The 25,905-nt window shown below is 54.8% G+C and carries 33 protein-coding genes and 1 pseudogene; 15 read left to right on the forward strand and 19 right to left on the reverse strand.

Going from position 1 to position 25,905, the window contains the following annotated elements:
• Positions 1–33: 33 nt before the first annotated feature.
• From GNG27_RS14175 to GNG27_RS14210, 8 genes and pseudogenes are all read right to left on the reverse strand, one after another.
• Positions 34–369: a hypothetical protein gene (locus GNG27_RS14175; RefSeq protein WP_156264065.1), complete on the reverse strand. Its 336-nt coding sequence runs from the start codon at positions 367–369 to the stop codon at positions 34–36.
• Positions 370–402: 33 nt separating this feature from the next.
• Complete coding sequence (locus tag GNG27_RS14180; protein WP_156264066.1) at positions 403–1,113, reverse strand: C40 family peptidase; 711 nt, start codon at positions 1,111–1,113, stop codon at positions 403–405.
• Position 1,114: 1 nt separating this feature from the next.
• Entirely contained in the window at positions 1,115–1,873 is a 759-nt protein-coding gene (locus GNG27_RS14185) for a phage minor tail protein L (RefSeq protein WP_156264067.1), read from the reverse strand.
• Positions 1,870–2,208 carry a phage tail protein gene (locus GNG27_RS14190; RefSeq protein ID WP_156264068.1) on the reverse strand — a complete coding sequence of 113 codons (339 nt, stop codon included), beginning with the start codon at positions 2,206–2,208 and terminating at the stop codon, positions 1,870–1,872. The genes GNG27_RS14185 and GNG27_RS14190 overlap by 4 nt, the downstream gene beginning before the upstream one ends.
• A 102-nt stretch (positions 2,209–2,310) precedes the next feature.
• Positions 2,311–3,186 (reverse strand): annotated as a pseudogene (locus GNG27_RS14195) (toprim domain-containing protein); the annotation flags it as partial.
• Positions 3,183–4,802 carry a DEAD/DEAH box helicase gene (locus GNG27_RS14200; protein ID WP_156264070.1) on the reverse strand — a complete coding sequence of 540 codons (1,620 nt, stop codon included), beginning with the start codon at positions 4,800–4,802 and terminating at the stop codon, positions 3,183–3,185. The gene GNG27_RS14200 and the pseudogene GNG27_RS14195, both read right to left, overlap by 4 nt.
• A gap of 426 nt (positions 4,803–5,228) precedes the next feature.
• Entirely contained in the window at positions 5,229–5,495 is a 267-nt protein-coding gene (locus GNG27_RS14205) for a hypothetical protein (RefSeq protein ID WP_156265150.1), read from the reverse strand.
• Between the two features lie 28 nt (positions 5,496–5,523).
• A complete protein-coding gene (locus GNG27_RS14210) occupies positions 5,524–5,751 on the reverse strand; it encodes a transcriptional regulator (protein ID WP_156264071.1) in 228 nt (75 codons plus the stop codon).
• 104 nt (positions 5,752–5,855) lie between these two features.
• On the opposite strand from GNG27_RS14210, the gene GNG27_RS14215 reads away from it, so the two are divergent.
• The 14 genes from GNG27_RS14215 (at position 5,856) to cmoB (ending at position 13,362) form a co-directional block, all read left to right on the forward strand.
• Positions 5,856–6,629 (forward strand): S24 family peptidase, encoded by a 774-nt coding sequence (locus GNG27_RS14215; protein WP_156264072.1) that lies wholly within the window; start codon positions 5,856–5,858, stop codon positions 6,627–6,629.
• A 168-nt stretch (positions 6,630–6,797) separates the two neighbouring features.
• Positions 6,798–6,995 (forward strand): hypothetical protein, encoded by a 198-nt coding sequence (locus tag GNG27_RS14220; protein ID WP_156264073.1) that lies wholly within the window; start codon positions 6,798–6,800, stop codon positions 6,993–6,995.
• Between the two features lie 185 nt (positions 6,996–7,180).
• Positions 7,181–7,399, forward strand: coding sequence for a hypothetical protein (locus tag GNG27_RS14225; protein ID WP_231600458.1), 219 nt, complete (start codon positions 7,181–7,183; stop codon positions 7,397–7,399).
• The gene (locus GNG27_RS14230; RefSeq protein ID WP_156264075.1) at positions 7,400–7,780 is read left to right on the forward strand and encodes a hypothetical protein; all 381 of its coding nucleotides are present in this window, start codon (positions 7,400–7,402) and stop codon (positions 7,778–7,780) included.
• The gene (locus tag GNG27_RS14235) at positions 7,758–7,979 is read left to right on the forward strand and encodes a hypothetical protein (RefSeq protein WP_156264076.1); all 222 of its coding nucleotides are present in this window, start codon (positions 7,758–7,760) and stop codon (positions 7,977–7,979) included. The genes GNG27_RS14230 and GNG27_RS14235 overlap by 23 nt, the downstream gene beginning before the upstream one ends.
• A complete protein-coding gene (locus tag GNG27_RS14240; RefSeq protein ID WP_156264077.1) occupies positions 7,972–8,184 on the forward strand; it encodes a hypothetical protein in 213 nt (70 codons plus the stop codon). The genes GNG27_RS14235 and GNG27_RS14240 overlap by 8 nt, the downstream gene beginning before the upstream one ends.
• Positions 8,156–8,377, forward strand: coding sequence for a hypothetical protein (locus GNG27_RS23725; RefSeq protein WP_231600399.1), 222 nt, complete (start codon positions 8,156–8,158; stop codon positions 8,375–8,377). Before GNG27_RS14240 ends, GNG27_RS23725 begins: the two co-directional genes overlap by 29 nt.
• 68 nt (positions 8,378–8,445) lie before the next feature.
• Positions 8,446–8,808: a hypothetical protein gene (locus GNG27_RS14245; protein WP_156264078.1), complete on the forward strand. Its 363-nt coding sequence runs from the start codon at positions 8,446–8,448 to the stop codon at positions 8,806–8,808.
• Positions 8,801–9,046: an excisionase family protein gene (locus GNG27_RS14250; protein ID WP_156264079.1), complete on the forward strand. Its 246-nt coding sequence runs from the start codon at positions 8,801–8,803 to the stop codon at positions 9,044–9,046. The genes GNG27_RS14245 and GNG27_RS14250 overlap by 8 nt, the downstream gene beginning before the upstream one ends.
• A 55-nt stretch (positions 9,047–9,101) precedes the next feature.
• Complete coding sequence (locus tag GNG27_RS14255) at positions 9,102–10,415, forward strand: site-specific integrase (RefSeq protein ID WP_156264080.1); 1,314 nt, start codon at positions 9,102–9,104, stop codon at positions 10,413–10,415.
• Complete coding sequence (locus GNG27_RS14260) at positions 10,394–11,167, forward strand: DUF72 domain-containing protein (protein ID WP_156264081.1); 774 nt, start codon at positions 10,394–10,396, stop codon at positions 11,165–11,167. The genes GNG27_RS14255 and GNG27_RS14260 overlap by 22 nt, the downstream gene beginning before the upstream one ends.
• A 50-nt stretch (positions 11,168–11,217) precedes the next feature.
• Positions 11,218–11,613, forward strand: coding sequence for an MAPEG family protein (locus GNG27_RS14265; RefSeq protein ID WP_138369354.1), 396 nt, complete (start codon positions 11,218–11,220; stop codon positions 11,611–11,613).
• Between the two features lie 40 nt (positions 11,614–11,653).
• Positions 11,654–12,394 (forward strand): carboxy-S-adenosyl-L-methionine synthase CmoA, encoded by a 741-nt coding sequence (cmoA, locus tag GNG27_RS14270; protein WP_142486228.1) that lies wholly within the window; start codon positions 11,654–11,656, stop codon positions 12,392–12,394.
• Positions 12,391–13,362, forward strand: coding sequence for a tRNA 5-methoxyuridine(34)/uridine 5-oxyacetic acid(34) synthase CmoB (gene cmoB, locus GNG27_RS14275; protein WP_156264082.1), 972 nt, complete (start codon positions 12,391–12,393; stop codon positions 13,360–13,362). Before cmoA ends, cmoB begins: the two co-directional genes overlap by 4 nt.
• Positions 13,363–13,468: 106 nt before the next feature.
• Here the strand turns inward: cmoB and cutC are convergent, their stop codons facing one another.
• Entirely contained in the window at positions 13,469–14,212 is a 744-nt protein-coding gene (cutC, locus tag GNG27_RS14280) for a copper homeostasis protein CutC (protein ID WP_156264083.1), read from the reverse strand.
• An 84-nt stretch (positions 14,213–14,296) separates the two neighbouring features.
• Positions 14,297–14,857 (reverse strand): VOC family protein, encoded by a 561-nt coding sequence (locus GNG27_RS14285; RefSeq protein ID WP_142486231.1) that lies wholly within the window; start codon positions 14,855–14,857, stop codon positions 14,297–14,299.
• Positions 14,858–15,031: 174 nt separating this feature from the next.
• Here GNG27_RS14285 and argS point away from each other — a divergent pair, with 174 nt between their 5' ends.
• The gene (gene argS / locus GNG27_RS14290; protein ID WP_156264084.1) at positions 15,032–16,765 is read left to right on the forward strand and encodes an arginine--tRNA ligase; all 1,734 of its coding nucleotides are present in this window, start codon (positions 15,032–15,034) and stop codon (positions 16,763–16,765) included.
• A gap of 145 nt (positions 16,766–16,910) precedes the next feature.
• Here argS and GNG27_RS14295 read toward each other — a convergent pair whose 3' ends face one another.
• The 9 genes from GNG27_RS14295 to cheY form a co-directional block, all read right to left on the reverse strand.
• Entirely contained in the window at positions 16,911–18,050 is a 1,140-nt protein-coding gene (locus GNG27_RS14295) for a glycoside hydrolase family 105 protein (RefSeq protein WP_156264085.1), read from the reverse strand.
• Positions 18,051–18,054: 4 nt separating this feature from the next.
• Positions 18,055–19,638, reverse strand: a complete 1,584-nt coding sequence (locus tag GNG27_RS14300; protein ID WP_142486234.1) for an MFS transporter — start codon at positions 19,636–19,638, stop codon at positions 18,055–18,057.
• Between the two features lie 260 nt (positions 19,639–19,898).
• Positions 19,899–20,291, reverse strand: a complete 393-nt coding sequence (locus GNG27_RS14305; RefSeq protein ID WP_142486237.1) for a flagellar protein FlhE — start codon at positions 20,289–20,291, stop codon at positions 19,899–19,901.
• Between the two features lie 2 nt (positions 20,292–20,293).
• Complete coding sequence (gene flhA / locus GNG27_RS14310) at positions 20,294–22,372, reverse strand: flagellar biosynthesis protein FlhA (protein ID WP_156264086.1); 2,079 nt, start codon at positions 22,370–22,372, stop codon at positions 20,294–20,296.
• The gene (flhB, locus tag GNG27_RS14315; RefSeq protein WP_142486239.1) at positions 22,365–23,513 is read right to left on the reverse strand and encodes a flagellar biosynthesis protein FlhB; all 1,149 of its coding nucleotides are present in this window, start codon (positions 23,511–23,513) and stop codon (positions 22,365–22,367) included. The genes flhA and flhB overlap by 8 nt, the downstream gene beginning before the upstream one ends.
• A gap of 121 nt (positions 23,514–23,634) precedes the next feature.
• On the reverse strand, positions 23,635–24,198 hold the full coding sequence (locus GNG27_RS14320) for an AlpA family transcriptional regulator (RefSeq protein ID WP_142486240.1): 564 nt from the start codon (positions 24,196–24,198) through the stop codon (positions 23,635–23,637).
• Between the two features lie 78 nt (positions 24,199–24,276).
• Positions 24,277–24,501, reverse strand: coding sequence for a hypothetical protein (locus GNG27_RS23730; protein WP_231600400.1), 225 nt, complete (start codon positions 24,499–24,501; stop codon positions 24,277–24,279).
• 345 nt (positions 24,502–24,846) lie between these two features.
• The gene (cheZ, locus tag GNG27_RS14325; protein WP_142486242.1) at positions 24,847–25,491 is read right to left on the reverse strand and encodes a protein phosphatase CheZ; all 645 of its coding nucleotides are present in this window, start codon (positions 25,489–25,491) and stop codon (positions 24,847–24,849) included.
• A gap of 10 nt (positions 25,492–25,501) precedes the next feature.
• Complete coding sequence (gene cheY / locus GNG27_RS14330; RefSeq protein ID WP_039030844.1) at positions 25,502–25,891, reverse strand: chemotaxis response regulator CheY; 390 nt, start codon at positions 25,889–25,891, stop codon at positions 25,502–25,504.
• Positions 25,892–25,905 lie beyond the last annotated feature (14 nt).

The following is a 25,905-nucleotide window of genomic DNA, read 5'->3' on the forward strand; positions in this document are numbered from 1 at the left end:
AAAACCACCCGAAGGTGGCTTTTCAAAAACGTGTTATAGACAAGATCGAGCAGCCTTCCCCCAAGGGTCGCCAATGCCTTTACTGACAGCATATACTTTCACGTCCGCACCTCCAGAAGCATTGTCACTGATATTAGCCATAGATAACGTACCAAACAGATCATCTGCTGCAGAAATCCTATAGCCCGTTTCTGTTTCAATACTGGTTGCTTGAGGATGCAATTCCTGCCATTTAGGAGCCAAACATCTATTCAGTTGTTTTGCATCCTTTGAAGAGTGCCCATAATAAATAGGTTCATCCTTCTCTAAGGAAGAGGCGCTACAGCCACTTAGGCATACTGCCAGTAGGGCGATAATGGTTCTTTTCATGTTCCAGTCCCTTCGTTTACCTTTATAAAAAGATTAACACAAGGTTTTATATCTCAGAACCTTCATTGTCCGTTCCTGCCAGTAGCCGCCATATGGAACGCGCTGGCTCAGGTGTCCATACAGATGGTGCAGCAGCATATTGCCTTCCAGCAGAATACCGGCATGATTCCACTTATTAGCCTGAACCTGCATGATCACCATATCACCAGGCTGCGGTGCTCCGTCGAACTCACGGAAGCCGCACTCGTACCAGCATTCCTGATAGAAATTATCCGGGTACTCGTCCTCCCACCAGGGATATTCAACCCGGTAGTCATGCAGCTCGATCCCGTGCGTCTGCCGGAAAAAACTCATCACCAGGCCCCAGCAATCGTACACGCCCAGGACGAAAGGCCGCTCAATGAGTGGGATCTCTCCACGAGGCATGATGGTCCGTAAGTCACCTTCCGGCCAGCTGACGATGTGCCAGGGTACACCGCTTAGGTCACACTGGGCTTTATCGGTTTCGCTCGGTTGGGTGGTTGCATCGGGGTGGCTATGAACGATGGCGGTCACCGGACCCCACTCTTCGGCGGCGGCATAGTCTTCCGGGCAAAGAACAAAGTTGTCCTCCGGGTTCGGGGCCAGATTACGGCAGGGAAAATACCGTTCTACCCGGCTCTTCTGCGCTATCACGCCGCAGCACTCCCGCGGATAATCCTGCGCAGCGTGCGCAATGATGGCCGTGACAATCTTTTTACGCATGCTAACTCCTGATCAATGACGTCCCCGGAAACCCGCCGAAGGAAAGTTCGTTATTTTCCCCGAACCGAAGCTTGCAGGCGGACAGAGTGCCGTTGCATTCATCCAGAGAAGGATCGCTGACCGGTTTGTTGTTTTTGTCGAAATAGCGCGTGCCGGCGTAATCGCAGCCATCACCGGTACGGTATTTGTTACGAATGCACCAGGTACACAGGGAATGGAGCTGGCGCGTCGGGATCATTTGCCCCTGAAGATCCATCGGACTGGAAAGCGCAAATTCGATACTTTCACCAGTAAGTTCTGTCGTTTTCGCGTCGATATACCAGACCTGCAATTTTTCCTGCGTCGGGTCTGCCGTAGGGTTACCGGCTGCAAAATTTCGAGCATTGAGATATGACGCTTTGGTGTCGTGAATCTTTACCTTAGCCTGCAGTAGATCGTCATATGCCAGGCACAGCGCTGATATTGAGCTGTCGATATTCGCTACCGTCAGCGAAGGGGTAGCACTGCTTCCACTGGTTGATTTCTCCAGCCCTTCGAGCTGATACGGCCACGCGGAATATTCGTTACCCTGCCACCATATAGGTTTCGCCGGAAGCTTTGCCTCATCCCCACCAGCGGCGATAATTTCCGATTCTGTGTGGGGGATATTGTAGTTGTGAAAGCGAAGAATCTCGGTAAGCCCAAAGGAAGAACCGTCCACCTCGATCAGGCGCACGTCATTGCCGGATTCAAGCTTCTGATAATCTGCGTTCAAGCTCATGGTTTAAATGCCTGTTCAAACGTTGCGGAAAGGTTGAAGAGCCCGGCACCGAGCGGAGTCGGCGTGTAGGTGTCGCAACGATATAGCCCCAGAGGCTCAAGCGGCGGGTGCCACTGAAAAGCCTTTACGCCCTGGTGGCGATCGAGAAAGTCTTTAATCGCCCCGATATACGCTTCGGTACCGGTGAACTGGAGACTCCACTTTTGCGAGCGGGGATTAATCCCGTCCCCGGATACCTGCTGGTACCCGTCACCGAACTGTGCGGTTCGCCGGCGGAAACTTACCTCCTGCTCCGCATTGATGCGCGGGTACCAGTTGAATGTTTCAAGTGCCATCATCGGCCTCCTTTTGCCAGATTCCACAGTGCGCCGCCCGGCGACATATCACGGCTCATCAGCTCGCGGTAACGCCGATCAACATAATTTCCCACGTCTTTAGACACTCACCCGCTGCAGGTCATTTTTCGCCAGCAGGTTCGCGTGCGCACATTCATATGCGGCCGCCAGCCCGGTGGCGCTGTTCTCGTCACGGTCAGCAAAAATAATCAGATGCTTAACGCCTGCCGGAACCCGGAATTTCTTCATAAACCCACTGGTCATGGTTGCCCAGGTATTCACGCCGTAGAGCTGGTGCGCGGACAAAGCTGTTTCGATGCCTTCGGCGATGCCCAGCGTGCTGGCAACAGGGAACATACGGATCGCCACTGAACGGGCGTGATCCAGATAATTGTCCTCCTGCAGGGATTTCTGACGTTTTGCGCTGGTGCCGATGTCGGCCTTTTTTGAGCCGTCCAGAAGCGTCTGATGCAGATAGCAAAGCTCGCCTTTATCATCAGTGGCCAGAGAGTAGAGGGACTGGAACACCCGGCCGTCGTGACGCTGTTTATCGTTGAAACGGATAGCTTCAGCCGGGAGCTTATAGATGCCGCGAGCATTGAGGTAATCGGCACCCGTGGTCCCACGCAGCGGAGCCAGTTTGGAAAATTTACTGAGCACCCTTTTACGCAAACTGCCGGCGCTGGTGGTGACCGGTATTTTCAAACGAGTGAAGGTGTTGCCGATCAGCTCATCAATTTCACGGCAAATCTCATTGAAGGGTTTGCCCTGGGTTTGCGTAACCAGTTTCAATCCATCGCCGCTGCCGCAGGTACAGATCCAGGTGCCGGCACCGTCACGGTCATCGATACGGAATTTACCAATTGAGTCACATAGCGGGCATTTGCCTTTAAAGTGATTTTTGCCAGTGATCGGCGGCAGCCCGTAGTGCTCAAAAATCATGGCCCACTGGCCCTTTGCTGCTTCCGCCGTCTTCATGCTCGTTTCCCTAACTGTTGTTTGGTTTCTTGCATCTGGTTTCTCACCAGCTGAATTCTTGTCTGTTTAGGCTGGCGTTCTTGCTGCGCCTGCAGCGCCTGCGACTTCTCGCGCTGCTTAGCAAAAGCGATCTGTTTGTGCCTGATGAAGTTCGAAACTGTCGGCGTGATGTCCATCGGGTAATCGCTCAGGCCGTTTGGCCACTCCCCGAAACGCTCATGGAAAGTGTGTTTGCACCAACCATCGCTTACGGGCTTTTTGCCCAGCGACTGGCGCTGACGCTGGTAAAACTTAATCTGGCTCCACCAGGCCTGTTTCTCAGCTTTTGTGGGCTGGCGCTGCTCAGTGCCCAGCTTTTTGAGCTTGCGCCCGGTGTCTGTATCAATGTCTTCACCGGCCAGCGGCTTGTGACCGCATTTCGGGCAGACGTAGACGCCAGCTGGTTTCATGTAATGGCATTGTGAGCACTCGTGTGGCAGCTTCTCTTCGCGTTCTTCAGCTGCGCGGCGCGCGCTTTCTTCCATACCATCTGATTTGCCGGGCAGATCGTCATACTCGATGGAATCCGGATAACCCAGGCGGTGTACAGTGCCGCTGTGATCGAAGATGAGGCAGGACTCTTTGCCCGGTGCGGTGCGCAGACCGCGGCCCAGCGCCTGTAGCCAGCGAATTTCGCTTTTGGTTGGCCTGGCGTAGATGATGCAGCGAACGTCGCTGTCGAACCCGGCCACCAGGACGCCCACGCTGACGATGATTTTGGTAGCACCGGCTTCAAAGCGATGAATGATGGTCTGGCGATCCTCCACAGGAGTGTCGGCGGTCATAACCTCGGCGTTAACACCAGCCTGGTTAAACCGGATGGTCAGGTAATTGGCGTGGGCTACGTTCACGCAGAACGCGATTGTCGGCAGATCCCGGCCATGCTCCAGCCAGTTCTGGACGATATCGCCCACCAGCGTGGAGCCGCACATAATCTCGGCCAGCTGCGTCTCGTTGTAATCGCTGCCAAACTCCAGTGATGGGGCCGATTTGACGCCTTTCAGATCCGGCTTAGTGGGCGCGTAGAACTCGTAATTGCTCAGGTCGCCGCGCTGGATCAGCTCACCGATGGTGGTCGGTTTAATGAGACGGTCATAGTATTTGCCCAGGAACGGTGAAAACGGCGTACCTGAGAGGCCAATAACTTTCACACCTTTGGCGCGCAGTCGTTCGATATCCTGCAGGATGCGTTTTTTACGCAGGTGCGCTTCGTCGATAATCAGCAGATCGATGTTGTCAGGGAACACGCGGCGAATAAGCGTATCAGCGCTGGCAATCTGGATTTTCAGAGACGGATCGTAATTCGGATGATCCGCCCAGATATAGCCAATTTCATCACCCGGCAGGCCATATTCAACAAAGCGATTAGCCGTCTGACCGATCAGGATGGTGTATGGCGCGCAGAACAGAACGCGCATGCCGCGGCTGACGAACCCGGCGACAATGAAAGCGGCCAGCCCCGTTTTGCCGCTGCCGGTTGGCGAGTACACCATGAAGGCGTCGTTTGCCTTCCAGTCCCGGCGCAACATGTTAAGAGCGCGTTGCTGTGCAAAATTCGGTGTGATCGTCAGCTGCATTGTGCTGCCCCCGCGGTGATGAGATAATAATTTTGTGATGTGGTTTTCATGGATTCCCCTCACATAGCTGGCGGCCTCCCCAAAGGTTGCCAGCCTCCCTTCTGAATCAGCTCCCCTGAAATTCACTCTTCCAGGAAGAACCTTCCTCGTTTCTCTGCGCCTTCAACTTTCGTACTACCTTGCTGATACGGCCGCTTTTCTTGGTTCAGCCCTTAAGACTGAGATCTACCTAACCTATGGATCTCTCCTGTTGGAAAAGGCCCTATTCCTACCCCTACACCCAATCCCCCCTTACCCCCCTTTCCCTCTTCCCCATAAAAACGTACTACTTCCCTAGTACATATGAGGATTTGGGTCAGTTGGTTGCCGACCTAAACAGGCACCTTTAAGCCTGCTTCTGTTCAGGTACCTTTAAACCCGAAATAATCAAGAACGCGCTTGCGTTCCAGCCAGGGGCGGTTCGGCGGTATACCCCTGTAATGCCCTGCCGTGATTCCTTACGAACAGGCGAAGCCGTGTGTTTGCTTCATGCCTTGCCCGGTTCTCCTTACGGTATGAAACGGGCTCGGCTTCAAACGTTTCCTGATACACAGCTGCATATCGCTGAATGGCTTTTTGACGTACTGCTGGTGTTAGGGATAAAAGTTGCTGATGAATCCAGTCTTTATCTGGATCGCTGTACAGCGAGGGCATTTCCCTCTTTTCAAGCACCTGAAAACGATCAGACACTTGCCTTTTTCCTGAAAACCAGACGTTCTTTTGCTATAACTAGTTTATCGGAAAAGGATTTTGATGCCTCTTCGATAGCCATAGCCAAGCGAGGGGAAGCGTTCCTGTAGCCATACGCGATGAGATTTAAGTAACCAGGTGAAGTACCTGCCTTACCAGCAAGTTCGACCCACTCATCGTTAGAGGAAGCCTTGCGCCAAGTGAGAAGTTGATTTTCCATACTCGCTCCTTTTTATCAAAGTTTATCTTTACGATAAATAACAAGCAAGTTAATTTATCATTCTTGGTATTTATCACCATGATAAAAAATGAGAGGATTACTAAATGGACATTAAAGAAATCAGACGCCGCAACCTGCAGGCTCTACTCGAAGAATTTTTATTCCGTATGCCAAAGGCTGGTAAAGCTGGCTTCGCGGAAGAGATTGGTATTCCACCTTCACAGCTCAGTCAGTTGACCAGTGAGCGTGAAATTAGAAATATCGGTGACGTTATGGCCAGAAGGATTGAAAGCAATCTTGGCCTTAGGCATGGATGGATGGATGTCCAACAGTGGGACCTGAGTCCAGAGCCACTCATGCTGATTAAATCCGTTGATATGCCGGAAAACTTTAGAGTTCAGAGCGAGACGACAGCATCTGCAGCTCATAATCACAGCAATGATCAGGTATTCAAGTTAGACATATTGGATACTGAATTCAGCTGTGGAGGCGGCAGGTTAAACTCCGATTACCCTGAAGTAATTCGCTCAATTGAACTTGATCCTGAGGAAGCCAAAAGAATGTTTGGTGGTCGCCAGGCGTCATCCCTTAAGATCGCTACGGCTATGGGTGACAGTATGCTGGGAAGTATATATCCCGGTGAACTTGTCGTTCTTGATGTCACAGTGAAACGCTTCGTTAGTGATGGCATATACGCATTTGTTTATGGCGACAATCTTCACATTAAGCGCTTACAGCTTTTGAAAGACAGACTCATAGTTATTAGTGACAATACCTCTTACGACCGCTGGGAAGTCACAACCGAAGATGAAGAACTTTTCCACATCCAGGGTTTTGTCGTGGGTAAATGGCAAATGTCTTACACACGCCTTGGTTAAAAAACAAACTAAAGTATTCCTTTAAAAAGCCGCCTACATGGCGGTTTTTTATCATCTGTAGAAAATTATTTATTCAAATTTATCAAATGCATAAATGCAAAATCGCAATTTTGATAAATTTATCTTACTAAATCTGCAAACACCTAGCAGAAGGTAAAGAGGGTAAAGATGGCACAAGAAATTTCATTAGAACAAGCAACAGAGAGAGCGCATCAAGCGGAAATCATCTGCTTAATGATGGAGTCTTATCCTGACCGAGTGGCTGATTCCGAAGTGATAGCGATTGCCTCGCTACTGCGCAGACTCACAGGTGATGTATGCGCCTGGTTGATTGAAGAGCAGGCAGTTAAAGTCAAAAGCAAATAACCACCCCTTTAATTTAACTGGAAATAAATACAGCTTAATCGCTGGGGAATATTACATCCTTTTAATGGGTTTTTATTATGGTTAATAAAGTTGCTTATAAAACAGCACAATTAATGTGCCGCGCTGGATATTGGCACATCGCCAATCTTTTTTTAAAAAAAGCATACGGGAGATAAATTGTGTCTATGCAGAAACGACAAGATATCCAAAACGTGAATGTTAAAGCTGAACAGTTAAATGCTCTCATGCAAACCATTCACGCTCATCACAAAGATTTTGATAGCTACCAACTCGATGGCCTATTAGGTCTGGCATATGACCTCGCTGGCTCTGTTTATTCATGGACCGAAACAGAGGAGAAAATTGTACTGGCTAATGAAGACGCGCAAAGAAGGATTATTTAGATGGATAAATTAATCGCAACATATCGTCGTCGAATTCTTAAAGCTGCATTACTTCGCCACCTGCGAAAGACAGGTAGCAATTGCATCATTATTAATCAGCCCAAAGGCGAAATTAAAACAATCGAATTAACAGAGATTCTTCTCGATGACCTTTTAAGCAGATTTGAAAAACAGGTCGTGAGCGAGTTCGGAAATATTGAAGGGATTAAGGCGGTCAGGGGAATTTATAGCAGCGCCGTAGACGTGAACGGCCGCGGTGAGTTTCTGACTGAAAGCGGCAAAGAATTAATCGACGATCTCATTGCAGAACTAGTCGATTTTGCCAAAAAGCATAAATCAGCGGTAGCGGAGGGTCAGCATGTTAAGTCAGCAAAACGTTAACCCGGGTGGCCGCCCGGTTCTGAATATCGATCTGCATGTTCTGCCTGACTTCACTGGCCGCGTCGTTCTCTACATCGAAAACGGGCAGGTGAAGTGTGATCGGCGGCTATCTCCCGACGAACACATCTGCGCTTTGGACACGTTCATTGAAATGGCTCGTGATATGGAGCTGCGCATTCAGGAGACATCAAATGGCTGATGTTAATTATTCAGTAGAGCACGGCCCGATTGACGTGGTGCTCACCATCGAGAACGGGAAAGTCATTCATTCGCGTCCAGTCCAGAAAGGCGAAGTAACGGCCACTCTGGAAACCTTTTTATGGATGGCAGAACGCGCCGGCTACACGGTTATTCCACCAGCGGGAGAAAAGGACGATGGCCCTGACAGCGGTACGCATTCCTGAATGGGTGCATTCACAGGCGGTTCAGGTGCTCAGGCGATATAGAGCCAGACGTATTCACCCGTGCCGTATGCACGGATCGGGAAATCTGAGCCTCAGGGTAAATCTTCGCTGGCGGCTGTTATCCCGTGACGTGGGCCAGAACTGGGAAGTGATGAGCCATGAGCGATACAGCAAATTGAAAGATCGAAAATGAACGCCGGGGCCCGGCTGAACCTTAAAGAAAATTACTCATATGCTTTTCGAAATGACCGGAGGTTAACGGTGGAAAAAACGCATATCAAGGTTGAAAACCTGAAGACAATTAACGACTGCCTGCAGCAGCTGTTCCTCGCTGAAGAAGTACAGCTCAGCATTGAGGACCAGCTGGCCAACTCTAAAAGTAGTAGCGACTGGAGTGCATGGCGTAAAAAGGCTGAAAACGCGCTGCGGGTTATTAAAGCAAAGCGACGGGTTATCACGGCGCGGCTGGCCATACTTCGCCAGGAAGAGAAAGAGCGCACGCTGCAGCTCCACCAGCAGCGCAACGATTACCTCGTTCAGGAATTGAAAAACATAGTCACGCCCTCTCCCTTCGAACGCTGTGTTCGCCTGGCCGACAAAAAAATGGAGAGTACTAATGCGTGATACTGCCGATATCGTTTTGCTGGTCCCGAATGATTGGGTAAGCGAAAAGGTTCTGATCGCGGTCACCGGGCTCAAGCCCGGAACCATCCTCCGGGCCAGAAAAGAGTGCTGGATGGTCGGGCGGGAATACGTGCACGTTTCACCGGACGGAAACCCGAAACCATCCAGCGAGTGCATGTACAACCGGAAAGCGGTCGATGCATGGGTGGACTCGATGAAAAACAAACAGCCAGGGTGATTTGATGCCATGAAAAAGGTAATCTCATATCGCTCTTGGGCGTCTGGAGGAGTTAATGGATAAAGTCACATATCCAACAGGCGTCGAAAACCACGGTGGCACATTGCGCATCTGGTTTAATTTCAAAGGTAAGCGTGTCAGGGAAAGCCTCGGTGTCCCTGACACCGCTAAGAACAGGAAGATCGCCGGGGAACTGCGGACGTCAGTATGTTTTGCAATCCGCACAGGCACATTTGAGTACGCGGCACAGTTTCCGGATTCCCCTAACCTCAAGACTTTTGGGGTGGGTAAGAAAGAAATTACAGTGTCAGAGCTTGCTGAAAAGTGGCTGGATCTGAAGAGAATGGAAATCTGCGCGAACGCACTCAACCGTTATGAGTCAGTCGCAAGGAATGTGGTGCCCAGGATCGGGGGTAATCGGCTGGTGTCGGCGGTGACCAAAGAGGAACTGCTGTATATCAGGAAAGATTTACTGACCGGTCACCAGACGCCAGTGAAGGGAAAGGCCCCGGCGAAGGGACGAAGTGTTGTCACTGTGAATTATTACATGACAACCATTGCCGGAATGTTTCAGTTTGCAGCAGATCACGGTTACGTAGAGGTAAACCCCTTCGAGGGGATGAAGCCTCTTAAAAAAGCCAGGGCAGAGCCAGATCCGCTAACTCGTGACGAATTTATTCGCCTGATCGATGCATGCCGGCATCAACAGACGAAAAACCTGTGGTCACTTGCAGTTTACACAGGGGTACGTCACGGGGAGCTGACCTCCCTGGCCTGGGAGGATATCGATCTTGAAGCTGGAACAATAACAATCAGGCGTAATTATACAAAACTGGGCGAATTCACTCTACCGAAAACTGAGGCGAGCACAAACAGGGTCATACACCTAATCCAGCCCGCGATCAGTGTCCTGAGGAATCAGGCGGAAATGACCAGGCCAGGAAAGCAGCATCACATTGATGTTCAGCTGCGCGAGTACGGCAGAACGGAGATCCACGACTGTACATTTGTCTTCAACCCTCAACTGGTCAGACGATGTCAGCATGTCGGGTTCATCTACAAAGTCGACTCGATAGGCGACTTGTGGGACGCAGCGGAGAAGCGGGCAGGGATAAGGCACAGGAAAGCTTATCAGTCGCGTCACACGTATGCGTGCTGGTCGCTGTCAGCTGGCGCTAACCCCAGCTTCATTGCCAGCCAGATGGGCCATGCGAGCGCCCAGATGGTCTTCAATGTGTACGGGGCGTGGATGGCTGACAGCAGCAGTGAGCAGATCGCGATGCTGAATCAGAGGCTTGCGAGTTTTGCCCCACAGATGCCCCAAAGCCTGCAAAGCAGCACCAGGGCATTATTGAAATCAGTAAGTTAAATGCGATTGCCCGACATGTTAACTGTGTGGAGGGTAACACCACGCTGTACGCCCTGCCGAAGGCCGAGGTGGTGGCGCGCTGGCGGGAGCAGACCAGCGACGACTTTCGCTTCTGCTTTAAATTCCCGGCCACCATCTCCCATCAGGCCGCGCTGCGAAACTGCGACGATCTCACCGAAGCGTTTTTCACCCGACTGTCACCGCTGGCCAACCGCATCGGTCAGTACTGGGTTCAGCTCCCCGCCACCTTTGGCCCGCGTGATTTGCCCGCGCTGTGGCAGTTCCTCGACGCCCTGCCCCGGGAATTTACCTACGGCGTGGAGGTTCGTCACCCTGAGTTCTTCATGAAGGGGGACGCGGAGAAAGCGCTCAATCGCGGTCTGCACGAGCGCGGCGTCAATCGAACGATCCTCGACAGCCGTCCGGTGCATGCTGCCGTGCCGCACAACGAGGCTATTATCGACGCCCAGCGCAAAAAGCCGAAGGTGCCGGTACATGCGGTGATGACCGCCGGCAATCCGATGGTGCGCTTTATCGGCAGCGACAATATGCCGCAAAACCAGGCGCTGTTTACCGTCTGGCTACAAACTCTGGCGAAGTGGGAACAGACCGCCACACCGTACCTTTTTTTACATACTCCCGATATCGCCCAGGCCCCGCAACTGGTCGATGCTCTCTGGCAAGCCTTGCAGGCCGTGGCTCCGTCCATTGGCGACGCCCCCACCATTCCGCAGCAATCTTCTCTTTTCTGATCCCAGCCCCTATCATAGAAGTGCCATCTGCCAAAAAACAGGGAGTTTGTATGGTCTGCGCGCTGTATGCAGTGCTGGGTGCGTTACTGTTAATTAAGTTTTCGTTCGATGTTGCGCGCCTGCGGATGTTGTACCGCGTCTCTTATGGCGACGGTGGGTTTTCGGAGCTGCAAACCGCGATCCGCATTCATGGCAATGCGGTGGAGTACATCCCGGCGGCGCTGATCTTGCTGTTATTTATGGAAATGAACGGCGCCGAGACCTGGATGGTGCATGTCTGCGGCCTGCTGCTGATCCTTGGGCGCCTGATGCATTACTATGGCCTCCATCAGCGCCTGTTCCGCTGGCGCCGCTCCGGCATGAGCGCCACCTGGTGTTCGCTTGTGCTAATGGTGCTGGCTAACCTGTGGTATATGCCGTGGGAGTTGGTTTTCTCATTGCATTAGCGCACAATACGCCCCTTTATTTTTCCCGGATTTTTACGTTATGTCAGATCGCGACACGCTTTTTTCTGCGCCTATCGCCAGTCTGGGCGACTGGACCTTCGATGAACGGGTAGCTGAAGTCTTCCCGGATATGATCCAGCGCTCGGTCCCCGGCTACTCCAATATCATCTCCATGATCGGCATGCTGGCGGAACGTTTTGTTCAGCCCGACACGCAGGTCTACGATCTGGGATGCTCACTGGGCGCGGCCACGCTGTCGGTTCGTCGTAACATCAAGCACGACGGCTGCAACATAATCGCCGTCGACAACTCCCCGGCCATGGTTGAACGCTGCCGCCGCCATATCGACGCCTGGAAAGCGCCTACCCCGGTAGAGGTGGTCGAAGGTGATATCCGCCATATCGAGATTAAAAACGCCTCAATGGTGGTGCTGAACTTTACCCTGCAGTTCCTCGAGCCTGACGATCGTCAGCTGTTGCTGGACAAAATTTATCAGGGGCTGAACCCTGGCGGCGCGCTGGTGCTGTCGGAGAAGTTCAGCTTCGAAGATGCCACCGTCGGCGAGCTGCTGTTCAACATGCACCACGATTTCAAACGGGCTAACGGCTACAGCGAGCTGGAGATCAGCCAGAAGCGCAGCATGCTGGAGAACGTGATGCTGACCGACTCGGTTGAAGCCCACAAAGCCCGCCTGCACAAGGCCGGGTTCGAGCACAGTGAGCTGTGGTTCCAGTGCTTTAACTTTGGCTCTCTGGTGGCGCTGAAAGGCGGTAACGCATGATCGATTTCGGTAACTTTTATCAGCTGATTGCTAAAAATCACCTCTCCCACTGGCTGGAAACTCTGCCGGGGCAGATCGCCGCCTGGCAGCGCGAGTCTTTGCACGGCCAGTTTAAGCAGTGGAGCAACGCGGTCGAGTTTCTGCCGGAGATGACCCCGTACAAACTGGATCTCCTGCACAGCGTCACCGCCGAAAGCGAAACGCCCCTGAGCGAAGGCCAGATGCTGCGTCTCGACAAGCTGATGCGCAATCTGATGCCGTGGCGTAAAGGGCCGTTCTCCCTGTACGGCATGAATATCGATACCGAATGGCATTCGGACTGGAAATGGGATCGCGTGTTACCGCACCTGTCCGATTTAACCGGACGCACCATTCTGGATGTCGGCTGCGGTAGCGGCTATCACCTGTGGCGCATGATCGGCACAGGCGCCCATCTGGCGGTCGGGATTGATCCGATGCAGCTGTTCCTCTGCCAGTTCGAAGCGGTACGCAAACTGTTGGGCAACGACCAGCGCGCGCACCTGCTGCCGCTGGGCATTGAGCAACTTCCCGCGCTGGCGGCGTTTGATACCGTCTTCTCGATGGGCGTGCTTTATCACCGCCGTTCACCGCTGGAACACCTCTGGCAGCTGAAAGATCAGCTGGTCAGCGGCGGTGAGCTGGTGCTGGAGACGCTGGTGATTGAGGGCGATGAAAATGCGGTGCTGGTGCCGGGCGATCGTTACGCCCAGATGCGTAACGTCTACTTTATCCCGTCGGCGCTGGCGCTGAAAAACTGGCTGGCGAAGTGTGGGTTTGTTGATATCCGTATCGCGGACGTCTGCGTTACCACTACCGAAGAGCAGCGCCGCACCGAGTGGATGACCACCGAGTCGCTGGCCGAATTCCTCGACCCGAATGACAGCAGCAAAACGATTGAAGGTTATCCGGCACCAGTACGCGCGGTATTGATTGCCACCAAACCGTAGTTTTTTGCCACCGAACGGCAGATAAAAAAAGGCCCCTGTTGAAATTGCAGGGGCCTGGTACAAACAAGCATCATATTGGGCGACATGATGCGCGGTAAAAACTGTATTAGCGATGATACCTTTCGATTATCGCCTTCATCTCTGCAACCGACTCGCCGTCCACGCCATAACGGGAATATTCGTCCGCCTCAGCATCCGTCGACATCGACAAGCCTGTGTTGCGATAGCGCATGGGTGACGGCAACCATTTGCCTGCCGAGCTGTGAAGCTCGAATACCCCTGCCTGTAAAAACGTTTCCAGGTTGGCGGCGCGAACGCCAGCACCAGCCATTATTATTGGAACACCTGATTGCGCTTTTAGTTCCTTAATTAATGAAATACCTTTTTCGGCGGAGGACTGCTGGCCGGAAGTGAGCACGCGTGCAACCCCCAGTTCCGCCAGATTTTCAAAGGCTTGCTGTGGATTTACGCACATATCAAAGGCGCGATGAAAAGTTACCGCCATCCCCTGCGCGGCGGTCATAATCTGGCGCATGCGCGGCATATCGATGTGGCCGTCCTCATTCAGCAGGCCGGTCACCAGCCCCGGGAAACCCAGCTGGTTCACAAGGGCGATATCCTCCAGCATGGCGTCAAATTCGCCCGTGCTGTAGCAAAAATCCCCGCCGCGCGGGCGGATAATCGGGTGAACAGGGATGGTCACCGCCTGACGCACCGATTTCAGCACGCCATAAGACGGGGTCAGCCCGCCCTCTTTCGGGGCCGCACAGAGTTCAATGCGATCGGCGCCGCGTTCCTGCGCGGTCACGGCACACGCCATGCTGTAACAACAGATCTCCAGCAATGCCACGAAACCTCCTTATCTTCAGTTGGGTTTTGCATCATGCCATGCCGCCATACCCGCGACACGGCGTCAGCTCACAAAGTGTCGGGTTTATTCTTCGCTGGCGACAATCTGTTCGATGGTCCAGGGGTGAAACTTGACGGTCACGCTGCCGTCGGTAACTGCCAGGGTCGGATTCGGCAGACGTTCGCGATCCCCTTTTGGCGAGCTGGTTTTAACAAAGATCCCGGGCTGGCTTAAGCCCTCGTCGGACAGCAGCGCCAGCGCGCGGGCATTGAGGGTGTCGGGGTCACCAGGCAGCACGATTTCGATGTGCTCCCAGCCTTCGTGGGGATAGCGTTTCTCACCCGGCCACGGCAGTTCAACTACCTCAAAGCGCCAGTGTCCGACGCAGACCGGCTCGTGCAGCTTGAACAGGCAGATAGGACGGCCATTGATGATGTTTTCAGAGAGCAGCTCGCCGCACTGCTCAAACCCGCGCCGCCAGCGATCGGCGGTGGCGTTCTGATGGCAGCGCAGGGAGATATGGTCCGCCGCGAGCGGAGCGATCTCCAGACCCAGACGTTCGGCAAGCGCCGTAAAGGCCGCGGTGAAACGCGGTAAATCAGCTGCAATGTCCTGCAGCTCGTCAACAGATTGCCAGTTCGCCATCATTGATACTCTTATCGTCATGCAAAAGCGTTAATTTACTCTGTTGCCCGCCTGCGACCAACCGCTGATTTGAGCCAGTGCTGACGGCAACGGGCAATTGCAGTATACTCCCGGCCTAATTTCTTTAACTGACGCGGCAGCATGATGGTCGCGTCAAAAATGTAAGGTATCCCGGTGAATATTCAGGCTCTTCTCTCAGAAAAAGTCAGTCAGGCACTGATTGCTGCAGGCGCACCTGCAGACTGTGAACCGCAGGTTCGTCAGTCAGCGAAAGTACAGTTTGGCGACTATCAGGCCAATGGCGTGATGGCAGTGGCTAAAAAACTGGGCATGGCGCCGCGACAACTCGCAGAGCAGGTCCTGACGCACCTGGATCTGCAGGGTATCGCCAGCAAAACCGAAATCGCCGGGCCGGGCTTTATCAATATCTTCCTCGCCCCTGCCTTCCTGGCGCAAAACGTAGATGCGGCCCTGAAATCCGACCGTCTGGGCGTGGCGCAGCCGCAAGCGCAAACCATCGTCGTCGACTACTCCGCCCCGAACGTGGCGAAAGAGATGCACGTCGGCCACCTGCGATCCACCATCATCGGTGATGCCTCCGTGCGCACCCTTGAGTTCCTCGGCCACAACGTGATCCGTGCGAACCACGTCGGCGACTGGGGCACCCAGTTCGGCATGCTGATCGCCTGGCTGGAAAAACAGCAGCAGGATAACGCTGGTGAGATGGCGCTGGCGGACCTGGAAGGCTTCTACCGCGATGCGAAAAAGCACTACGACGAAGACGAAGCCTTTGCCGAGCGCGCGCGTAGCTACGTGGTGAAACTGCAGGGCGGCGACGAGTACTTCCGTCAGATGTGGCGCCAGCTGGTGGACATCACCATGTCCCAGAACCAGCTCACCTACGATCGTCTGAACGTGACCCTGACCCGTAAAGACGTGATGGGCGAGAGCCTGTACAACCCGATGCTGGCCGGGATCGTGGCCGACCTGAAAGCCAAAGGGCTGGCGGTCGAAAGCGAAGGCGCAACGGTGGTCTTCCTTGATGAGTACAAAAACAAGGAAGGCGAACCGATGGGCGTCATCATCCAGAAAAAGGATGGCGGCTACCTCTACACCACCACCGATATCGCCTGCGCCAAATATCGCTACGAAACGCTGCATGCGGATCGCGTCCTCTATTACATCGACTCCCGTCAGCACCAGCACCTGATGCAGGCGTGGACCATCGTGCGTAAAGCGGGCTATGTACCGGACTCCGTGCCGCTGGAACACCACATGTTCGGCATGATGCTGGGTAAAGACGGCAAACCGTTTAAAACCCGTGCGGGCGGTACCGTGAAGCTGGCGGATCTGCTGGACGAGGCGCTGGAGCGTGCCCGCCGTCTGGTGGCAGAGAAAAACCCGGACATGCCTGCAGACGAGCTGGAAAAACTGGCGAACGCCGTCGGTATCGGTGCGGTGAAATATGCGGATCTCTCCAAGAACCGTACCACCGACTACGTATTCGACTGGGATAACATGCTGGCCTTCGAAGGCAACACCGCGCCGTACATGCAGTATGCCTACACCCGCGTGCTGTCTGTATTCCGCAAGGCAGAGATTGACGAAGCCGTGCTGGCACAGGCGCAGGTAACCATCAGCGAAGATCGCGAAGCGCAGCTGGCGGCCCGTCTGCTGCAGTTCGAAGAGACGCTGTCTGTGGTGGCCCGCGACGGTACGCCGCAAGTGATGTGCGCCTACCTGTACGATCTGGCTGGCCTGTTCTCCGGCTTCTACGAGCACTGCCCTATTCTCTCCGCCGAGAGTGAAGCGGTACGCAACAGCCGCCTGAAGCTGGCGCAGCTGACGGCGAAGACCCTGAAGCTGGGTCTGGATACCCTGGGTATTGAAACCGTCGAACGCATGTAACATCGGTGTCCGGTTAATGCCTGATGGCGCTTCGCTTATCAGGCCTACAAAACCGGGTATCGAAATAACAAAAACCCGGCGCAAGCCGGGTTTGTTGTTTTGTAGCCCCGGTAAGCGCAGCGCCACCGGGGGATACCTGCCGCTATCAGAAATATTTCCGCAGATATTCCGTCAGACACAATATCGCCATCGCCTGACCGTACGGCATCGAGGTCAACGGGATCTGGCGATAGAACTCCAGATCGCTGCCCATCCCGGTACCAAATGACGTTTGCAGCAGTTCACCTTCCGGCGAGATATTCTTCACGATCCCGCGGATGGCTTTCTCGGCCACCTCCGCATACTCCGCCGCCACGTAGCGTTTGCGCACCGCTTTCAGGATCCCGTAGCTGAATCCGGCGGTGGCGGAGGCCTCCAGATAAGAGTTCGGATCGTCGAGCAGCGTATGCCACAGACCGCTCTCGTCCTGACACTTCGCCAGGGCAGCAATCTGCGCATTCAGCACCTGCACCAGATAACGGCGCACGGCATTGTTTTCCGGCAGGTCCACCAGCTCAAGGAAATCAGGAATAACGATTGTCAGCCAGCTGTTGCCGCGCGCCCAGCGGGCGTTGGCAAAGTTGTGCTGACCGTCGTAGTTCCAGCCGTGGAACCACAGCCCGGTCTCCCGATCCATCAGGTTCTGCACGTGCAGCAGGAACTGATAGACCGCCTCTTCCACGTATTCAGGTTTATTAAGCAGTTTGCCAATCTTCGCCAGCGGCAGAACGGTCATCATCAGGGTGTCGTCCCACATCTGCTGGTGGTTCTCTTCCGCCAGGGTGATGTGCTGCATGCCGCCGTGATCGGTGCGCGGCATCTCAACCATTGCCCACTCGGCCCAGCTCTCCAGCCACGGCAGCCAGGCCGGGTTACGCGTCTCTTCATAACGATACGCAAGGGTCAAAAACGGCGACATGGTGTTGACGTTCTTGGTGGTGGCCCCTTCGGCAAAACGCTCGGCAAACCAGCTGTCGATGATATCGCGCATCCCTTCATCCCCGGTCTGGCAGTAATACTGCCAGATGCCGTAGAGACCGACCCCGTGCGTCCACTCCCAGCCCGCCCAGCCTTTGGTGTCGATCACGCGCCCGTCGTCCAGCCGCAGTAAAAACTCGCCGGTTTTATCGTGAATGTTCACCAGGTTATGCGTCACTTTCTGGATCAGCGCTTTCAGCTCATCTCTGGCGATAAAACGCTCTGGCTGACGCAGTAACGGGCTATGTTTGACAGGCCAAACCTTCATAATCTTAACCTCTGTTGTATGTCGAATTCAGTAAAGCACGTTCTTTCACGGACGGTGCAGCGGGTTTATTGCGATTCAGATAGCCGATGTTGTTGTTGCCCCACAGGCAGTCGTACGGCATACCGGCCAGCATTTCGACCGTGGCGCGGGCCTGCGGCGTAGCGGCCTCCGGTATCGCACGGCCGGACTCACGCATTTTGGCCGTCTCTTCGCGCAGCGTGCTGTGCGTTTGTAAGTTCAGCTTAAAGCGCAGTGAGACGAGGAAGCCGCAGCACAGGACCAGAATCGTCCCCACGCTCAGGATCATCAGAATGGTGTGGCTTACCCCTTCCGGCTGCACTTTCTGCCCGCTGACAAAACCGGACATCTGCATGACGATACCCACCAGCATGATGGCTCCCGCCTGCGACGCTTTACGGGTCAGGGTCATGATGCCGGCGAAGATGCCCTCGCGGCGTTGACCGGTGATGACTTCATCGACGTCAGCGATATAGGTGTAGGTGTTCCACGGCACGTAGTTGATCCCGCCGCGACCCAGCCCCGCCAGAGCAGAAACCAGCAGCAGCAGCGCGTAGATATCGCTCATGCCGGCGTAATAGAGCGCGGCATAGGAGATGGATGCCAGACCAAACAGCACCACCACCATGCGATACGACGGCGCCGGTCCAAAACGGATGCACAGCGGGATCATGGCGATAACGGCAAGGAACTGGAAGATAGCCATGGTGCCGAGCAGGTTAGAGGCCATGGAGGCTTCCTGCATCAGGACAAAGACCACGTAGTAGGTGAAGACGGCGTTAAACACGTCCTGCGCGATGTAGCCTCCGAGGTACATCCCCAGATGCTGACGGAAAATTTTGATTCGCAGGGTAGAGCTCAGCTCAACGAACAGACGGTTCAGGCTCTGCCCGAGCGTCAGTTTTTTCTTCTCTTCTTCGGCACGCAGCGCGGCTTCGGTCCACTCTTCACGCGGACGCTCCCAGGTAAAGAACCAGACGAAGGTCAGCATCAGGGCGCAGAGCACTGAGAACACCAGGCTGGCATAGAAGAAGGAGATGGCGTTGTCTTTCCCGAAGTGGGTCAACAGAATACCCGGCAGGAAGGAGGCCAGAATCGCCGACATCTGCGCCATGGAGATACGTGCGCCGGAGAATTTGGTTTTCTGTTTAAAATCGTCGGTCATCTCCGGTACCAGGGTTTCGTACGGTACCAGGATCATGGTGTAGACGATATCAAAGATCAGATAGGTCAGCAGGTAGTACCAGAAGCCCATATCCCCGACCCACATCAGCGAGTAGCTGAAGACGCACGGGATGCCGAGCAGAATAAAGAACTTACGACGGCCAAAGCGTTTGCCAAGCCAGGTGGTACCAAAGTTATCGGTCAGGAAGCCCATCAGCGGACTGACGACGGCATCCAGCACCCTTGCCGCAGCAAAGATGAAAGTGGCCTCAATCGGAGAGAGACCGCAGAAGGTAGTATAAAAATATAACAGCCAGGCAGCGGTTAGCGCTGTGGTTCCCGCCCCGAGAAAATCGCCCGATCCGTAGGCCAGATAGTTTGCGAGTCCAATTTTACGTGTTTTCATTACCGTCGACCCTGTAAGTTTTAGATGACTCCCGGTTAGCCCGGAGGGAACGGGAGTGACTACAGGGTTACAGTAAGAGTATCCCTACGCGGATACCTTTCTGTTTCTGCCACCGCCCGGCGGCAACTGGCAAAAATGCAAAGAGATTTACTACGCGCGTCACTCTTTTATAAAACAGCGTTTCTTTTGCTTCAAAAGACGGGGTCAATTATGCGAGCCAGTCATCAGAATGGACTGATAACTGGCGAAAAAGCGGGCAGTTAGCGGTAGTTAACGATCACCTCGTTACGCTGCACCTTCAGGGCAGGGATCAGACGGCCCCCGCCGGGTACTTCCCAGATAAAGCGCAGCGGTTCGGCGGCGGGCACATTGTTGAAGGCATTGGTGCTGCCGCTGGCGCCGTCCAGTTCGGTGCAGCGCGCCTGGGAGCATAACCGCACCCGCAGCCCGGCGGGGATTGGGCCATTCAGCTCGTAGCGCCAGACCACCAGGGTCATCAGACCGGATACCGGTTGCTTCGCCGACAGCGGACGGGACGAGGCCGCTACGCCCCGGTTGTTAAGGGTCAGGCCGATACTGCTGTCCTGCCAGGCCCCCTCGCCTGCGGCCTGCGCCATCATCGGCAGCGCCAGTAACCAGAGTAGTTTACGCATTATTATTGCCCTCCAATGCTGGCAGTCATGCGGATGTGGCGATTGTCCGACAGCTCCATATTCGACAGGACCACCAGCTGCGTCAGGCTGCGGCGCAGGAACCGCGACAGCAGCGGACGCAGCGCGTGGTTCACCAGCAGTACCGGCGGCGCGCCGAGCATCTCCTGACGCTGCAACGCCTCCTGGGTTTGCGCCAGCAGACGATCCGCCAGCCCCGGCTCCAGCCCGCCGCCGCCCTGCAACGCCTGCAGCAACAGACGCTCAAGCGGCGTATCGAGCCCAATCACCTGCACCTCGCCGGTACCCGGGAACCACTGCTGGGTAATGGCGCGGCCCAGCGCCACGCGCACCACCGCCGTCAGCTCGTGCGGATCGTTTTGCAGCGGCGCATGTTCGGCCAGAGTTTCCAGAATGGTACGCATATCGCGGATCGGCACTTTCTCGTCGAGCAGATTTTGCAGCACTTTGTGCAGCGTGGTCAGGGTCAATACGCCCGGGACCAGATCTTCGGTCAGCTTCGGCATCTCCTGGGTCACGCGGTCCAGCAGCTGCTGCGCCTCCTGACGACCAAACAGCTCCGCCGAGAACTGACCGATCAGGTGGTTCAGGTGGGTGGCTACCACGGTACTGGCCTCCACCACGGTATAGCCCTGGATTTGCGCCTGCTCTTTCAGGGCGCTTTCGATCCAGATGGCCGCCAGCCCAAAGGCCGGGTCGATAGTTTGTTCCCCCGGCAGCGTTCCCGCCGCCGTACCCGGGTTGATCGCCAGCCAGCGCCCCGGATAGGCGTCCCCGCTGCCGATCTCCGCCCCTTTCATCAGGATGCGGTAGCGTGCAGGGGGCAGATCCATATTGTCGCGGATATGCACCACCGGCGGCAGGAAGCCCATGTCCTGCGCGAATTTTTTACGGATACTGCGGATACGCCCCAGCAGTTCACCGTCCTGTTGGGCATCAACCATCGGGATCAGGCGATAGCCCACCTCCATCCCCAGGGAATCTTCCAGCTGGACGTCATTCCAGGTGGCTTCCACCGCCTGGGTGTTTTCCGGCATCTTAATCGGCGCAGGCTCGGCCTTCGGTTTGGCTTCACGCCCGCGCAGCCACCAGGCCAGCCCCAGCAGCGCGGCGGTGAACAGCAGGAAGACGAAGTTCGGCATCCCCGGCACCAGGCCCAGCAGCCCCAGTACCGCCGCCGACAGCATCAGCACGTTCGGGTTACTGAACAGCTGAGTTACCATTTGCTCGCCAACGTCCTGATCGGTGGCGACGCGGGTCACGATCACACCGGCCGCGGTGGAGATCACCAGCGCCGGGATCTGGGCCACCAGACCGTCACCGATGGTCAGCAGGGTATAGCTTTCCGCCGCGTGGCCCATGCTCATCCCGTGCTGCAGAACCCCCACCAGCAGGCCACCCACGACGTTGATCACCATGATCAGAATACCGGCGATGGCATCGCCGCGAACGAACTTACTCGCACCGTCCATCGAGCCGTAGAAGTCGGCTTCCTGGGTCACTTCTGCACGGCGTTTTTTCGCTTCATCTTCGCCAATCAGCCCGGCGTTGAGATCGGCGTCAATCGCCATCTGTTTGCCCGGCATCCCGTCCAGTACGAAACGCGCGCCCACTTCCGCGATACGTCCCGCACCTTTGGTGATAACCATAAAGTTGATGATCACGAGGATGATAAACACCACAATACCGATGGCGAAGTTGCCGCCCACCAGGAAGTGGCCGAAGGCCTCAACCACCTTACCTGCCGCCGCGCCGCCGGTATGGCCATCCATCAGAATGATACGGGTGGAGGCCACGTTCAGCGCCAGACGTAGCAGCGTGGTAAACAGCAGAATGGTCGGGAATGCGGCGAACTCCAGCGTGCGCTGGGTGAACATCGCCACCAGCAGCACCATGATCGAGAGCGCAATGTTGAAGGTAAAAAGCAGGTCGAGGATGAATGCCGGAAGCGGCAACACCATCATCGACAGAATTAGCAGGATGAGGATCGGCCCGGCCATAATCTGCCATTGAGTCGATTTCAGGTTGCCGGGGAGGCGCAACATTGCCACCAGATTAGCCATCAGTGTCCTTCTCGTTCATAAAATCCAGCGCAGCAGGCACCGGGAGATTCTCAGGTTTCACAGGCCGTTGACCACCGGCCAGACGCCAGCGTTTCAACTGCCATACCCATGCCAGCACTTCCGCCACAGCGGCATACAGCTGGCCTGGGATCTGTTGTCCAATTTCCGCATGGCGGTAAAGCGCACGCGCCAGCGGCGGGGCCTCCAGCATCGGAATGCGATTTTCGTTACCAATTTCGCGGATCCGCAGGGCAATCAGCCCTGCCCCTTTCGCCACCACCTTCGGCGCGCTCATTTTGTCTTCGTCATACTGCAGCGCAACGGAGTAGTGGGTCGGGTTGGTGACGATGACGTCCGCTTTCGGCACATCCTCCATCATCCGGCGTCGCGCGGCGGCACGCTGCATCTGGCGGATACGCCCTTTAACGTGCGGGTCGCCTTCCATCTGCTTATGTTCATCGCGAAGGTCCTGTTTGGACATCCGCAGTTTTTTGATATGGCTGTAGATCTGGAAGAAAACGTCAAATCCCACCATCGGGATAATGCTCAGCACCACCAGCAGCGAACAGAGCCCCACCAGATCGAGCGCGTTGCTCATCGCGGTCAGCGGAGACTCGCTGATCAGGCGCATCATCTCCGGCCAGTTGTGCCAGATAAAAAATCCGGCCACGCTACCCATCAGCGTGGCTTTCATCAACGCTTTCACCAGCTCAGCGGCGGTTTGCGCCGAGAACATCTTCGCGATCCCGGGCAGCGGATTCAGTTTTGAGAATTTAAACTGCAACGACTTTCCGCTAAACACCAGCCCGCCCAGCATGATCGGCGATACGAGCGCCACCAGTACGACGCCGGTAATCAGCGGCAGCAGCGCGACCATCGCGCTTTTGATCAGCAGGATAATCTGGCTGAGGATCAGGTTAGGGTCGTTGACCATGCTGTGATCGAAGCGCAACCCGGCCGAGAGCATGCCGGCCAGTCTGCGGGCAAGGGATTCCCCGCCGATCCAGATAATGCACACGCCAACCAGTAAAATCAGCAGCGAGGTGAGTTCTCGGGATCGGGGTATTTGCCCGTCCTCACGCGCTTTTTCAAGTCGGTGGGGTGTGGGGGCTTCTGTTTTGTCGTCGCTATCTTCTGCCACGGCAAGCATCTCGCAGGTAGAGGTCCGGACGCTATGATGCCAAAGCGGGGGCTGAACAATGGGCTAATTAGCGGCGATAAAAGGGCTGATTTAGGGCTTTCGGTTGGGTCAGCGCGTTAATTTATGCCTGTACAGCCTGTTTACAACGGCGTGCCACCAGGGATGCGGCAAGAGACGCAATTTTTTCAGAGTCTTTTGAGGCGCTATTTCTGAGCACCAGGTTCCACTTACTGAGGACGTGTGCGTTAACGACCAGCTCGCTGTCCTGTTTTAAGCGGCCGTTCGATGAAAGCCAGTGCGCCACGTCGCCCCAGTCCCACAGCGGAGACTGACCTTTAATGCGCTGGATAGGGCAAGGAAAATCGCCGCTTCCGCGGGTGCCGTCTTTTAGCATGGCGATTGCCTGGCGCGACATGTTGGTCATTTCGGCTATGTCGCTCAAACCGACAAGGGCGGAGTCGACAGATCCTACGATAGCGCCGATGCCCGCTGATTCGATATTGTCGACCGCTGAGGAGATGGCTGCATCCAGGGATTCAGCTTCACGGTCAAACTCAACGTAGACGGAGCGGCCATATGCGCAAATCAGTGCATCGTCGCAGCCGCTTGCGTACAGCGCATCTTCCAGTCCTTCAGTCTCGTAAGTTACGCCTGATAGGGTCAGAATGAAGTTATAAAGCGCCATAATACCTCTTTGTTTTATCGTCAGATATTGTCTCGTATTCGGTAAAGAGCAGCTGTTGCTGCCCTTTACCGGGCAAAATCAAGGACAGCGTTTTACGTTGCGGATGATTTGCATCGCATGGCTTTCTGCGTTTTTCGGCGTCGACCATACGCTCATTTGGCAATCGCGATGTTCACCTTCAGGATTACCACAGCGTAACATGCAGAAACAGTGCGCTGAATGACCGGGAGGAACCCAAATCCAGCCTCTCCGGAGGGCATATTCAATTGCCTCCTGAATATGCTTGTTCGGATGTTTCTTCATTAGCCTCCGTTATTAAGATGCTATTATGACTGTTGACATCTGTCAACGATGATTTTATCACTCGACCGTTTGTTGCTTACGGTCAGCAATGACCCTGGTGAGACTATCAGAATGGCTGAATTTGAAATAACGTAAGTCGCAGCAGGTTACTGATTCTGGAAGGATTGTCGTAATAAAGGATGAAACAGATGCACAAAGAAAAATGCCACCTTTGCAGGTGGCATTTCTGCCGGGTGGCGCTGCGCTTACCCGGCCTACAACACCCTGTAATATCGAAATATGTGCGGTCTTTGTAGGCCTGTGCAAGCGAAGCGCCGCCAGGCGATTCCAGCCGGGCTCAGGCTATCAGAACCCTAAGCTGTCCAGCAGGTCGTCGACCTGATCCTGGCTTGCCACGACACCGGCTTTGGTGGTATCGAGCTGCGGGCCATTCAACAGGCTTTCGTTTTCGCGTTGTGGACGCGCGGAAGGTTCCGGCATGTTCTCCAGCAGCACCATCAACAGCTGACGTTCAATCTCCTGGATCACATCCATCATGCGCTTGATCACCTGACCGGTAAGGTCCTGGAAATCCTGCGCCATCATGATCTCCAGCAGCTGCGCGTTGGTGAAGCTGGTATGGCCCGGCACATCGCCAAGGTACTGACGAGTATCGGTGACCAGTTCGCGGGCGTCGGAGAGTTCGATTGGATTTTCGAACCACTCATCCCAGCGTTTGGTCAGCGCTTTCGCGCCTTTTTCCATCTCATCCTGATGCGGCTGCGACGCTTCAACACTGTTCAGCGCACGCTCTGCCGCCTGGGCAGTCATTTGCACAACATAATCAAGACGATCGCGGGCATCGGGAATCGCTTCCGCCGCTTCTGCAATCGCCTGATCCAGTCCCAGCTCACGCAGGCTGTCGCGCAGCATGCGCGTCAGGCTGCCGATCCGGGCAATTATGTCGCCGGGTGAATGCTCATCCGTGGGTTTAATCGAAGGCTGCATCATCTCCCGTACCTCACATGCCGAGTTTCTCGAAGATCTTACCGAGTTTTTCTTCCAAAGTTGCAGCGGTGAATGGCTTCACCACATACCCGCTTGCGCCAGCCTGTGCCGCAGCAATAATGTTCTCTTTCTTGGCTTCGGCCGTCACCATCAGCACAGGCAGAGAGGCCATCGCGCCATTTGCACGAATGGTTTTCAGCAGTTCCAGACCATCCATGTTCGGCATGTTCCAGTCGGAAATGACAAAACCAAAGCCGCCGGCATTCAGTTTGTTCAGCGCATCGACACCGTCTTCCGCTTCTTCAACATTATTAAAACCCAGCTCTTTCAGCAGGTTGCGCACGATGCGACGCATGGTGGAAAAGTCATCCACAACCAAAAACTTGAGCTCTTTGTCCGCCATAAAACTACACTCCT

This window comes from Leclercia sp. 119287, assembly GCF_009734485.1.
Taxonomy (GTDB): domain Bacteria; phylum Pseudomonadota; class Gammaproteobacteria; order Enterobacterales; family Enterobacteriaceae; genus Enterobacter; species Enterobacter adecarboxylatus_C.